Below are 12,478 nucleotides of genomic sequence, written 5' to 3'. Positions count from 1 at the left end.
CGCCGGGGTTGCTGCTTCCTATTTCAAACGCGTGCCCACGGCCCCGTACCACGGGTGCACCTCGTACTTGAGCCGACCGGCCTGCACCAAGGGGTCGCCCTTCAGGTAGCCTTCCACCTCTTCCTTGGTTTCCACGTCGTAGAGCAGCAGCCCGCGCCAATTGCCGTTGTCGCCGAAGGGCCCCGCCATCACGATCAGCCCACGTTCAGCCTGCATGTCCTGGTAGGCCAGGTGCTCCTTCAGCTTGGCGGCGGAAGTCGCGCTGTCCAGCGGCGCGGCATCGCCCCGGGTGTACAGCACGAACCAGTACTGCTTCATGGTGTACGTGGTGTCCCCCGCGGTGTGGGTGAAGGTGCGTTGGGCCAGCAGCGGTGAGCTGCACAGGCCGAGGAGCGCAAGGGCGAAGAGCTTCCCGTAGTGGCGGGACGATGACGTCTTCATGCGTGTTGTGTTCGGGCTTGTTGGACAACAGATCGGACGTAATCCGTTTTGCCTTGCGTGTAGGCCGCGCGGTCGGCCGGGTGTGCGTGCAGCAATTGTTGCTTCAGCACTTCGTAGCGCGAGGCCTCGGCGGGGTGCGTGCGCAGGAAGTCGCGGAAGAGGATGCGGTCCTCGCTGGCTTCATCGGGTTCCACCATGTGGATGTGCTCGGTGCGTTCGCCGCGCGCATTGCGGCCTATGAACCACGCGTAGTGCGATGCGCGTTCGCCCATGGTGGGGCGCCAGATGAACTCGTAGCCGAGGTCGCGCATCAGCGGCACCACAGTGCTGCGCGTGTGCTCGGGCTGCGCCACTTCCACCTGCACATCGATGATGGGCTTGGCGCTGAGGCCCGGCACCGCGGTGCTACCGATGTGCACGATGCGCGACGCGAAGCCCGACGGCAGTTCACGCAGCAGCCGCTCCTTGATGGCAGCGTACCGCGCTGGCCATTGCGCGTCGTACGCCACCACGGCGATGTGCTCGCGCGTCAGTTCGCTGATGCGTTCGTGCGGTACAGTGTCCATCATGCGAGCTGCCCGGCGTAAACGTTGAAGCGCTCGCCGCGAAGGAAACCGATCAGCAGCAGACCGCTGTCACGCGCCAGCTGCACCGCCAACGAGCTTGGTGCGCCCACGGCCGCCATGGCCGGTATGCCCGCCACCACGCACTTCTGCACCAGCTCGAAACCGGCGCGGCCGCTGACAAGGAGGATCTGTGTGGTTGTCATATCGAGCGCAGTCGTGACACGGCAACCGATCACCTTGTCCACGGCGTTGTGCCGGCCCACGTCCTCGCGCAGGATCAGCAGCTCGCCCTGCTCGTTGAACAGCGCCGCCGCGTGGATGCCACCGGTGTGCTTGAAGAGGGTCTGCGCCGCGCGCATCCGCTCCGGCAAAGCCGTGATCAACGCTGGTGCCAGCGCGGGGGGCGCCCCGAGCGGTCGTGCGCATTGGGCATGCACTGCTTCGATGCTCGTCTTGCCGCACACGCCGCAGCTGCTGGTGGTGTACACGTTGCGCTGCCAGCGTTCGGGGTCCACCTCCACATCGGGGTGCAGTTCGGCGCGCAGCACGTTGCCGCGTTCCTCATCCTTCACGTTCTCGCACGGCACGATGCGCACCACTTGGGCGGCGTCCGCTACGATGCCTTCCGTGATGAGGAAGCCGAGCGCCAGTTCCGCGTCGTGCCCCGGCGTGCGCATGGTAACACTGAGGCGGAACTCCTGCCGTGCATCCAGCGGACCATGGCCCAGCCGGATCTCCAGCGGCTCTTCGGTAACGAGGATGTCGTCCGTGGCGTACAGCTCAGGTCCGTCGTGCCGTTGGATGCTCACGGGCGCTACGGGCATACGCATGCCGAAATGTACGGGCGGCAATGCCCTTGACGGGTCACCGCCCGAAGAACCGGTTCACGGCCTCGGTGCGGTTCTGCACGTGCATCTTCCCGTAGATGCGGTGGATGTGCTGCTTGATGGTGCCCACCGTGATCCCGAGGCGATCGCTGATCTCCTTGTAGAGGAGGCCTTCGGCGAGGAGTTCCAGCACTTGCTTTTCGCGCAGGCTGAGCTCGGCATCGGCAACGGACGAAGTGGCGCCCAAGGGCCTTAGGTGCTGCACCACGCGCCGGGCCACATGCGCGCTCATCGGACTTCCACCGGCATGCAGCTCCCTTACGGCGGCAATGATCTCGTCGGGGGTGGAGCTCTTGAGGATGTATCCATTGGCGCCCGCCTTCAGCGCTTCGAACACGCGGTGGTCGTCGTCGTGCACGGTGTACATGAGGAACTGCGCGCTGCGGCAGCGTTGGCTCATGTTGCGCACGCAGTCGATGCCGCTCGCCCCCGGCAGGTTGATGTCCATGACCATCACATCCGGGCAGTGGTCATTGATCCTCAGCAAGGCATCCTCGGCGGTGCTGTGCACGGTGAAGAGGTCCATGCCATCCTCGAAACCGAACAATGCGGAAAGGGTTTCCCGGATGGTGGAGTCGTCCTCCACGATGCTCACACGGATAGGCCTGTTCATGCGGCGCCAAATTGTTCCGCGGCGTTGTGCGCCACAATAGAACGTTTGTTAGGTGCACGTCCGATGGGGACTTCCGCCGTGAGGCGTGTGCCCCGGCCGTTCACCCCGGTGCCGTGCGCCAGGAAGCCCCCGAGGGATCGGATGCGCTTGTGCATGTTGCGCAGACCGTTGCCGATGCTGTGGTCCGCGCCCTTGGGCAAGCCGGTGCCATCGTCGGCCACCACCACCTGGAGCAGCGTTCCGTCCACGTGGATCTCCAGGTGCACCGTGCTCGCTCCGGCGTGCTTCACAACGTTGTGCAGCGCCTCTTTCGCGAAGAGGAATACGTTGCGGCGCTGCTCGCTGGTGAGCTGCACATCGGGCCACTGCGCATCCAGTTCCACCTCCGCGACCAGTCCGTTCGCTTCGCAATAGGTGCGTGCGTAGTTGCCGGTGTACGAGGCCAGATCACCCAAGGTGCCCTGGTCCTCGTTCATCGTCCAGATGATCTGGCGCATGCTGCCGATGAGCTCGCCTGCCGAGCGTGCCAATGAACCGAGCAGTTCGCGCTTCGCGGGATCTTTCTCCACGCGCAGGGCCATTTCGCTCCGCAACTTCAAGCCGCTCAGCCCTGCACCGAGGTCGTCGTGCATGTCGCCGGCAATGCGCATGCGTTCCTGCAGCACGGCCTGCTCGCGTTCGAACGCTGCACGCTGTTTGCGCAAACGGGCTTGCATGTATAGCCATGCTATCAGTACCAGCGCAGCCAGCACGACTGCCGCCATCAGCGCTCTGAACCACGTGGCACGGTGCAGCAAGGGTTCTACGGTGATGGGCAGGTCGTATGCCACGCACCAGTCCACACCGTTCACACTGCATTGCACCTGCAGCAGATGCCGGCCCACCGGAAGGTCGAACAGGTCGAGGCGCGCGGATGTGCCGATGGCGACCCACGCCTGTGAGGTGTCCGTGCGGAACCGGAATGAGGGCGCCACACCGGGCGGGGCACCGGCCACGGCGAGCTCGAAGCTCAGCGCACGGGCGTCTTCAAGCACGTTGATCGCACCGGACGGCAGCACATCGCGAAAGCGCTTGCCGTTGATGTCGAACCCGGTGATGCCGGCGCGCAGGTCCGTGGCCGTGTGCATGCCGCGCTCCGGATCGAAGAGCAGCAGGTAGCGGCCAATGCCGAAGACCAACCGGCCATCGGAGAGCCGCGCACTGGCATACGCCACATCGGCGGGGTCGAGACCCGCAGGCAGCGGCATCACCCGGAACCCGTCGGCGCCTGACCGCATGTATGCGATCCCGTGGTCGGTGCATGCCCACAAGGTGCCCAGCGTGTCGAAGAACAGGTGTCCCACGCGCACGCCGGGCAACCCGTTCCGCCTACCGAAGTGCGCTACTTCGCCGGTGGCCGGATCGTAGCGCATGGCACCTTCTTCGTGCGTGCCGAGCCAGATCGCCCCATCAGGACCTTCCACCAAGCGCCGCACCACACCACCAAGGTTACCGCCGCGCGGCTCCTTCACCGGTGTGAACATCCCGTTGCGCATGACCATCAACCCACCACCGTTGTTGAGGCCCAGCCAGCGTTGCCCATGGCGATCGGTCAACCAGGAAAGGGTTTCGTTCCTGGTCAGGCGGCCGAACGGCCCCCCGCGTTCATCGGTGTGCGCGACGCTGCCATCGCGGAGGTCGATCCGGAAGAGGCCACGCGCCCACGTACCGGCCCACAAGTAATGTTCGCCTTCGGGCACGAGGAAGGTTGTGAAGCGAGCTGGACGGCCCTCTGGGAGGTTCCCCAGCAGCTGCGGCAGTTCAACAAGCTGCATGGTCGCAGCATGGACTTCCAAAGGCTGGCCGGTGGTGCTGGCCAACACCCTGCCGGTACGGTCGCGTACGAAGCCGTTGATGGAATTGCTCCAGATCCGTTCTTCGTTCGGTTGCAGGGTCCGTTCCACCAAGGCGTGTCGTTGCTCCCCGGTGGAGGGCACCCATCGGACGATCCCGTCGTTGTATCCGCCCACCAGCAGGGTATCGTCGTGCAGCATCAGCAGAGCGCCGATCCCTTTGGTGATCCCGTCCAGCCTTACCAGGGAGAGGTCTTCGTTCTCCTTGCGGAGCACGGCCAGGCCCTTGTCCGTGGCAAACCAGCGGTCGCCGTTCCGGGCCAGGCATGTTGCGTTCATACGTCCGGTGCGCAGCGCTGCGGGGTCTGTGGTGGAGGGCTTTTGTTCGTTCCACTTCCCATTGGCGGAACGCTGGAACAACCGGTGCGTCCAGGTGGAAAGCCAGTGGACGCCACGATGATCGATGGCCTGCCACCGCAAGGTGAAGTGGTTGCGCTCACCACCGGTTGAATCCACCTCCCAAGTGGTACGATCGGTAAGGTCCCAACCCCGCAGTGTGTAATCGTTGGTGGTGAAGAACCAAAGGGTATCGGTGTGTTGCAACAGTGGTACCTGCACCTTCTTGGTCTGGAACCACGGATCCGTTGAATTGCGGTGATCCAGCCAGTGATCCTTGTGCGCATCCCAGAAGGCGAGCCCTGCCGCACAGCCCACCCACATGCCCTGGCGACGGGCATCCCAGCAGAGTTCGTTGGCGTAGGTCACCGGTCCGGGCGGACCTTCGCCAGCGCGTTCCGTCGGTGCTTTCGTGAAGAGGTTGCTGCGTGGATCGAAACGGTAGAGGCCGTCCTCCGTGGTCACCCACAAGAGCGTGTCGCCAACACAGAGGATGTCCACCATGCGGTTCGCCTGGTGCGCGGCATTCCCTTCCGCCCTTACACGGAACGACCGGAACGTACCGCTCACTGGATCGTAGAGCGAGAGCCCGGCCATGGTGGCGAACCACGCTCGGCCTTGTCCATCCTCGTCCATGCCGTTCACTTGGTCGTGTGCCAAGCTGCTGCTGTCGGACCGGTCATGGAAGAAGGTGCGGATGCGCGCGCCTTCCAGCCGGGCCAGCCCGGTGCGCGTTCCTGCCCACACATAACCCTTGCTGTCCTCGTGCACGATGAGCACCTCGTTGCCCGGCAGGCCATCGATCGCGGTCACATGGTCGAACAGGAGCTGCCCATGGGCCGTGATCGACGACCCCACCAGGATAGACAGCAGCGCGCGCATGCCCCAAATCTCGCAGATCGCCTTCGGCCGCACCGTTCACTGGCGTCGCCAGCACGCCACCAGGTGGTCGTCCACCATGCCGCACGCTTGCATGAAGGCGTAAACGATGGTGCTGCCCACAAAGCTGAAACCGGCCTTTTGGAGGTCCTTGCTCATCGCATCGCTGATCGGAGTGCGCGCGGGTACTTGCCCCATGGCCGTCCACTGGTTCACGATCGTCGTGTGGTCCACGTGTTTCCAGAGGAAGTCGCGGAACGAGCCCTTGCCGCTTTCCATGATCTTCAGATAGGCCTTCGCATTCTTGACCACGCTCTCCACTTTCTGCCGGTTGCGGATGATGCCCGGGTCCAGCAGCAGCTTGTCGACCTTCTTCGGCGTGTACCGCGCGATCTTCTCCGCGTCCCAGTTGTCGAACGCCTTCGCATAGCCCTCGGTGCGGATGAGGATGGTGTACCAGCTGAGGCCCGCTTGCGCGCCGTCGAGGCACAGCTTCGCGAACAGCTTGCGATCGTCCTTTTCTGGGAAGCCCCATACGGTATCATGGTAGTGCATGTAGATGTCGTCCTTCAGGCACCAGCCGCAGCGCACGAGGTCCTTCATGTGTCATTGTGTTTCATGTGCTCGTGGACAAATGGACACATGAGCACATGGACACATGGACACATGGACACATGGACACATGGACACATGGACACATGAGCACATGGGTCATGCGCCAAGGTAACTTGCGGTCGTGAAGACGGATCTCAACGACAAGCACGGCCGCACGCACCGCAGCCTGCGCATCAGCATCGTGGACAAGTGCGACCTGCGCTGCACCTACTGCATGCCGGAGGACCAGCACTTCCTGCAGCGCGAGGAACTGATGACGCGTGAAGAGATCGCGACCATCGCCAGGCTCTTCGTCGAGCGATATGGCATCACCAAGATCCGCCTCACAGGAGGCGAGCCCTTGGTGCGGCCCGATGCCGTGGACATCGTGTGCGACATGTCGCAGCTTGGCGTTTCGTTGGGGCTCACCACCAATGCCATGTCGCTGGACAAGCACCTCGACGGCTTGATCGACGCGGGGCTCAAGAGCATCAACATCAGCCTCGACACGTTCGATGCCGATCGGTTCAAGCGCATCACCCGCCGCGACGGGTTCGACAAGGTGCACGCGAACATTCTACAGGCGCTGGAGCGTGGCCTTCGCGTGAAGGTGAACATGGTCGTGATGCGCGGCATGAACGATGACGAGATCCTGCGCTTCGTGGAATTCACGCGTTCCTACTCGGTGCATGTGCGTTTCATCGAGTTCATGCCCTTCGCCGGCAATCACTGGGGACGGGAGCGCGTCTACACCTACGCCGAGATGCTCGGCCACATCGGCAGCGTGCATTCGTTCGCAAAACTGAGCGACGACAAGCACAGCACCGCCAAGGCCTACCGCGTGGCCGATTGGCCCGGCACCTTCGCTGTCATCAGCACGGTGACGGAACCGTTCTGTGGCGACTGCGATCGCTTGCGGCTAACGGCGGAGGGAAAGATGCGCAACTGCCTCTTTGCCCGCGAGGAGACCGACTTGCTGTCCGCGCTGAGAAGGGGAGAGGACATCGGGTCGCTGGTCGAAGGGAACGTGCTGGCGAAACACGTCATGCTCGGTGGATTACCACCGTTCAAACCGGAAAAGCAGGAAGAGGTGCTGCACGACCTCAGCGAAAGGCCGATGGTGAGCATTGGGGGGTGAACCTGGAGCGCCTGGAGTGTGGGTCACCGGACCGTATGCCATTCTCCACCCGTGCGCAACACGGCCCGATCAGTACTTCACGACACGGATCTTCTTTCCTGTGATCATGCGGATGTAGCGCGGGTCGAGTTCCGGTTTCCAGCCGACCAAGTACTCTGTGAGCGGACCGATCTCCAACGAGTCTAGATCACGCTCGGCAAAGGCCATGATCTCCTTTGGGAACTCTTGCATGGCGAACTCCTTGCGTTTGCGCATCGCGCGCTTCTTGTCGAACGGCGTTACATAGAGGTCCAACGCACCGAAGAGGTGCAAGAATTCGTGAGCGATCACGGAAGGCCTTTTATAGCTCTGCACACCGTACTCGACCTTGTCATTCTGTCCGGCATGGAGGACTACAGATAGGTCCTCCTTGTAGTAGTTGTTCACCATGAAGAAAAGGGCGACGTTGTCCACCGCATGAACATCCCGTATGCGTGCGATCAAACGCTCCGTGTTCGTTGGGTTGTTCTTCGTCCTTGTGATCGTGGAGGTGTCAGGCGGTATCGTTGCTGCCACCTGACGCGCGGCTTTTTCTGCCCAGTTGTCCATGGCCCTCTCTCCATTCGGTCCGAGCAGGGTTTTCTCCAAGCTCTTCTTCGACAGGTCGACTTTCACAGGCATGATGCCGTCCTGTTGATGTGCCACAACTTCGACCTTGAGCCTGAAACCCCGTGCGGCAGCTTGGCCCTCTATCCAATCCATGGCAACGCGGATCGAGTCGAGCGTGCTGCGGATGTCATGCGCGGACCAAGGCCCTGTCGACTTGGAGTCAACGAACACGGCGTAATACACGGCTTCGCCGCTGAGACGCTTGCAAACGTTGTTGTCGATTGTCGGAATGCGGAAAGTGCGATTGCGGGAGGAACAGCTCACGGTGACCACGACCCCGAGCCAGAGCAGGACATGATGCGCGGCCCTGTGGAGGTTCCTAGTGCCCATGCCTGAACGCATGCTCCTGCACCTTTACCACGTGCAGCACGAATGGGAACAGCGCATCCATAGTCTCTTGCGCGCCGCGTGTTGAGCCGGGCAGCGTGATCACCAGCGTTCGACCGATCATGCCCGCCACACCACGGCTCATCATGGCCCAAGGCATGCGTTCCTGTCCATGGGCGCGCGCTGCTTCCATGATGCCGGGCACCTCGCGGTCGAGGATGGGGGCAAGGGCTTCGGGTGTGCGGTCGCGCGGCGAGAGTCCTGTGCCGCCGGTGGTGACTATCAGGTCGAGGCCTTGCGTTGCCCAAGCTCGCACCTGCGCAGCTATGGCATCCGGTTCGTCCGCCACAACTCCTTGCGCCGTGACCTCCACACCGAGCTTCTTCAGGCGTTCTGTGATCGTTGCTCCGGCCTTGTCTTCCTTCTGCCCGCTGGCCACTCCGTCGCTGATGACCAGCACGGCGGCGCTCGGCGCTTTGTCGAAGGCATCCTTCCAATCGCTCTTGCCGCCCTTCTTCTCAACGAGCCGGATGCGCTCTATGCTGATGCCCTTGTCGATGGGCTTCAGCATGTCGTAGATGGTGAGCGCGGCCACGCTCGCGCCGTGCATGGCTTCCACCTCCACGCCGGTGCGGTAGATGGTCTTCACCTTCACCGTGACGACGATGGACAAGTCGCGTACATCGAACGACACCACGGCGTGCTCAACGGGCAATGGGTGGCAGTCCGGGATGAGCTCATGCGTCTTCTTCACGCCGAACAACGCGGCAACCCGCGCGGCCTCCAGCACATCACCTTTTGGCACGCGCTTCTCCTTCACGGCGGCGATGGTCGCGGCGGCGCTTACTTGCACGGTGGCTTCGGCCGTGGCTACGCGGAGCGTGGTGGGTTTGTGTGTGATGTCGATCATGGACGAAGTGAATGGCGAATTGTCATTGGTGGATGGTCGCTACGGCTGGGAAGAGTGGAACATCCATTCGCTGTTCACCAATGACCATTCACCCTTGGTTCCGTTTCCATACATGCCCGCCACCCTCAAAGATCTCCTTGCCGAAGATCGGCAACCGCTTCTTCACTTCATCGGTAACGAAGGCCACCGCTTCGCGGGCTTGTTGCCTGTGCGGCGCGCTCGCGAAGACCATGAAGCAGAGGTCCCCCGCGTTGATCGTCCCTAAACTGTGATGAACGTGCAGACAGGTCATGGTCGGCCACTTCGCGAAGGCCTCTTCCCGGATGCTGGTCATCTGGTCGTTGGCCATGTCGCGATAAGCGGTGTACTCGATGGCACTAACGCGATCCCGGGTCAAGCCCGGAATGACATCCGCGCGCACCTGGCCGAGGAAGATCTCGTGCGCACCAATGTCCGTGCGGGTCGCATGCTTGGCGATGCTCTCCGCCACGAATGCCGGAGCAATGGCACCGTCAACGAAGATGTCGCGCTTGCGATGGGGTTTCGGATCGCTCATCCTCCTGCGAACGGTGGTAGCACCGCAACTTCCTCGTTCCCGGCCAGTTCCCGGTTGTCATGCACGATCACCCGGTCGATGGCAATGGCATAGCTCATGGCGGACAAGCCATCGATACGTTCCTCCAGCACGTTCTTCAATGTGGCACTATCGGGCGCTGAACATTCCAAGGCTTCGGCCCCGGCCTTCTCGGCGATCATCCCGAACAGCAGCACTTTCATGATAGGAGCGGGGCTTCAAAGATCGCTCGGCGCGTTGATGTTCCGGAAGAGGTCGGGGGGCCAACCCTGTTCACCGGGTTCCACGTCGGTATAGGCGGTGCGAACGGCATCCAAGGCCTTGCTCATTTTCAGTTCGCCCTTGTCCAGTTGCGCGGTGAAGGCTTCGATGGCATGACGGTGGTACGCTGCGGCCAACGGTTCCAGCATGCCGCTGTGGTTGGGCACCACGGCATCGCGGTCACCGATCAGTTCCGCCTTCAGCAGGTAGAGCAGGCGGTCGTTGAGATGGGGAAGGTCGCACGCGATCACCAGCGTGCGCACATAACGCGCATGCCGGAGCGCCGTGACAAGTCCGCCCAAAGGACCCAGGCCGGGCCGGTCGTCCGGGACCACGGTGGCGTGCTCCGGTGCGTACTTGTCCGGATCGCCGATCACCAGGATCTCGCGGCAGTGCGGGCGCAGGCGTTCTATGGCATGATCGAGCATGGTGGTACCATCCAACTCCAGCAAAGCCTTGTCCCGGCCCATGCGGCTGCTCTGACCGCCGGCCAGCACAACACCGGTCCACTGGCGGTCCATCATCGTGTGAGGTAGTGGATCTCCACGGGATCACCCTCGTTCCAGGTGCGCTGCGTGGGGGGCAGGTAGGCGAGCGCGTCGGCCTCAATGAGGGAGCGCAGCATGTGCGAGCCCTCGTCCGTGAGCAGCGTAACACGGCCATTGCGCACGTGGGCGGCGCGGAACTCGGCGCGGTCGCCTTTCACGTTGAGCGCGTGCGACACGGGTAGTTGCTCGGTGCGGGGCCACGGATCGTGCGCGCCCTGCATTTTGCGCAGGAAGGGCAGCACATACGCGTGGAAGAGAACGAGCACGGCCCGCGGGTTCCCGGGCAACGCGAACACGGGCTTGTTGCCCAACGTTGCGAACAGCATGGGTTTGCCGGGTTTCTGTGCTACCCCATGGAAATGGATGGTGGCACCGGAACGTTCCAGTGCGGTGCGCACCAGATCGTGCTCACCGACGGAAGCGCCGCCTGTTGTGATGAGCACATCGGTGTTTTCGAAGGCGGCTCGGATCATCGGCACCAGTTCGTTGAGGGCGTCGCCGGAGGTGAAGAGGCTCTGCTCTTCCAGCATGCCTTGTTCATCCAATGCAGCGGCCAGCATCCGATCGTTGCTGCTGAAGATGCGACCGGGCTTCACGCCTTCAGCATCGATGAACTCGCCGCCCGTGCGCAGGATGCTCACCAGCGGTTTCTGGCGCACTTCCACCTGATGCACGCCAACCGATGTCATCGCTCCGATGGCGGCCGGGTTCAGCAAGGTGCCGGCCGTCAGCAATAGTTCACCTGAGCGGATGCTCTCGGCTTGGCGCCGGATGTTCGCGCCCGGAACGATAGGCGCGCCGGTGTATGTCACGGTGTTGCCATCGCGGGCGCACCGCTCCTGCATCACCACTGTGGTCGCGCTTGTAGGCACCTGTCCTCCGGTGAAGATGCGCACGCACTCACCATCACCGAGCACATCATTGAAAACGTCACCAGCTGCTACCTCGCCAACGACGCTCCATGGATGTTCGCCACGCACCGCGTAGCCGTCCACGGCGCTCATGTCGAAGAGCGGATGGTCGAACGGGGCCACAACATCGTCAGCGAGATAGTAGCCGCTCACTTCATCGGGAAATAGGAACAGTGAAGGCAGCACGGGCACATGCTCCATCATGATGCGGCGGGCTTCCTCCACGCTGATCATGGCAGGACGAGCTTGATGGATGCGAACAGCAGGACCAATCCTAAAGCCTGACGCAGCCGCACCGCCGAGAGTTTCTCCGCACCGATCCAACTGCCCAATGCTCCACCGGCCAGTGCAGCCAACAACCAGCTCCATTCAATGTTGGGCAGCCCCGACCCGGATAGCCCAGCTAGCCCGCTCAAACTGTTCACCAGAATGAAGAGCGCAGAAACACCCGCGGTCGTCTTGGTATCGGCCCATCCCGCCAACAACAGAATGGGACTGAGCAGGATGCCGCCACCGATGCCTATCAACCCCGAGACCAGTCCTAGCGCCGCACCGATCAGCACCGCAACAACGATCGGTACTGCCCGTTGATCGACCTGCTTCTTCCCGAAAAGCCCCAGCATACGCGCCACTGCGACCAACAGGCAAATGGCGAGCAAACGTTTGTAGAGGATCGGGTCGAGTTCAACCCGTGAGCCGAGCCAGGCCATGGGAACGCTCAGAAGCGCGAAGGGCCAGAACACCTTCCAAGAGAAGTGCCCCGCGCGGGCGAAGTGCACGTAGGCGATCGTACTGACGCAGCAGTTGAGCACAAGAGCCGCTGGCCGTGCAGCGGTTATCGACACGCCAGCGATGGCCATCAACGCCAGGTATCCGCTGGCACCGCCATGACCGACCATGGAGTAGAGGAAAGCGACCAGCGCCACGAGCGCTATGAACCACCACGCGTCCAT

The 12,478-nt window shown here is 62.6% G+C and carries 14 protein-coding genes; 1 reads left to right on the top strand and 13 read right to left on the bottom strand.

All coding sequences use genetic code 11. From position 1 onward, the window contains the following. Positions 1-18: 18 nt before the first annotated feature. Genes IPJ76_06290 through IPJ76_06265 form a run of 6 tightly spaced genes read right to left on the bottom strand, consistent with a single transcriptional unit; the run spans position 19 to position 6,217 of the window. Positions 19-441, bottom strand: a complete 423-nt coding sequence (locus IPJ76_06290; protein QQR87829.1) for a hypothetical protein — start codon at positions 439-441, stop codon at positions 19-21. After that, the gene (locus tag IPJ76_06285; GenBank protein ID QQR87828.1) at positions 438-1,010 is read right to left on the bottom strand and encodes a GrpB family protein; all 573 of its coding nucleotides are present in this window, start codon (positions 1,008-1,010) and stop codon (positions 438-440) included. Before IPJ76_06285 ends, IPJ76_06290 begins: the two co-directional genes overlap by 4 nt. Continuing rightward, entirely contained in the window at positions 1,007-1,831 is an 825-nt protein-coding gene (gene fdhD, locus IPJ76_06280) for a formate dehydrogenase accessory sulfurtransferase FdhD (GenBank protein QQR88409.1), read from the bottom strand. Before fdhD ends, IPJ76_06285 begins: the two co-directional genes overlap by 4 nt. A gap of 40 nt (positions 1,832-1,871) precedes the next feature. Next, on the bottom strand, positions 1,872-2,507 hold the full coding sequence (locus IPJ76_06275) for a response regulator transcription factor (GenBank protein QQR87827.1): 636 nt from the start codon (positions 2,505-2,507) through the stop codon (positions 1,872-1,874). Further along, a complete protein-coding gene (locus IPJ76_06270; protein QQR87826.1) occupies positions 2,504-5,617 on the bottom strand; it encodes a hypothetical protein in 3,114 nt (1,037 codons plus the stop codon). The genes IPJ76_06275 and IPJ76_06270 overlap by 4 nt, the downstream gene beginning before the upstream one ends. 36 nt (positions 5,618-5,653) lie before the next feature. Further along, positions 5,654-6,217 carry a DNA-3-methyladenine glycosylase I gene (locus tag IPJ76_06265; GenBank protein ID QQR87825.1) on the bottom strand — a complete coding sequence of 188 codons (564 nt, stop codon included), beginning with the start codon at positions 6,215-6,217 and terminating at the stop codon, positions 5,654-5,656. A gap of 133 nt (positions 6,218-6,350) precedes the next feature. Between IPJ76_06265 and moaA the strand changes: the two genes are divergently transcribed. Further along, the gene (gene moaA / locus IPJ76_06260; protein ID QQR87824.1) at positions 6,351-7,346 is read left to right on the top strand and encodes a GTP 3',8-cyclase MoaA; all 996 of its coding nucleotides are present in this window, start codon (positions 6,351-6,353) and stop codon (positions 7,344-7,346) included. Positions 7,347-7,415: 69 nt separating this feature from the next. Here the strand turns inward: moaA and IPJ76_06255 are convergent, their stop codons facing one another. The 7 genes from IPJ76_06255 to IPJ76_06225 form a co-directional block, all read right to left on the bottom strand. Beyond that, on the bottom strand, positions 7,416-8,324 hold the full coding sequence (locus IPJ76_06255; protein QQR87823.1) for a hypothetical protein: 909 nt from the start codon (positions 8,322-8,324) through the stop codon (positions 7,416-7,418). Then, entirely contained in the window at positions 8,314-9,231 is a 918-nt protein-coding gene (locus tag IPJ76_06250; GenBank protein ID QQR87822.1) for a bifunctional molybdenum cofactor biosynthesis protein MoaC/MoaB, read from the bottom strand. The genes IPJ76_06255 and IPJ76_06250 overlap by 11 nt, the downstream gene beginning before the upstream one ends. Positions 9,232-9,319: 88 nt before the next feature. Then, positions 9,320-9,787 carry a molybdenum cofactor biosynthesis protein MoaE gene (locus IPJ76_06245; protein ID QQR87821.1) on the bottom strand — a complete coding sequence of 156 codons (468 nt, stop codon included), beginning with the start codon at positions 9,785-9,787 and terminating at the stop codon, positions 9,320-9,322. Beyond that, positions 9,784-10,008 (bottom strand): MoaD/ThiS family protein, encoded by a 225-nt coding sequence (locus IPJ76_06240; GenBank protein ID QQR87820.1) that lies wholly within the window; start codon positions 10,006-10,008, stop codon positions 9,784-9,786. The genes IPJ76_06245 and IPJ76_06240 overlap by 4 nt, the downstream gene beginning before the upstream one ends. Positions 10,009-10,023: 15 nt before the next feature. Then, positions 10,024-10,590, bottom strand: a complete 567-nt coding sequence (locus IPJ76_06235) for a molybdenum cofactor guanylyltransferase (protein QQR87819.1) — start codon at positions 10,588-10,590, stop codon at positions 10,024-10,026. After that, the gene (locus tag IPJ76_06230; protein QQR87818.1) at positions 10,587-11,759 is read right to left on the bottom strand and encodes a molybdopterin molybdotransferase MoeA; all 1,173 of its coding nucleotides are present in this window, start codon (positions 11,757-11,759) and stop codon (positions 10,587-10,589) included. Before IPJ76_06230 ends, IPJ76_06235 begins: the two co-directional genes overlap by 4 nt. Then, complete coding sequence (locus tag IPJ76_06225) at positions 11,756-12,478, bottom strand: sulfite exporter TauE/SafE family protein (GenBank protein ID QQR87817.1); 723 nt, start codon at positions 12,476-12,478, stop codon at positions 11,756-11,758. Before IPJ76_06225 ends, IPJ76_06230 begins: the two co-directional genes overlap by 4 nt.

The organism is Flavobacteriales bacterium, assembly GCA_016699575.1.
GTDB lineage: Bacteria > Bacteroidota > Bacteroidia > Flavobacteriales_F > PHOS-HE28 > PHOS-HE28.
Note: the sequence above shows the minus strand (reverse complement) of the source record. Positions and strands in the feature narration are given on the sequence as shown.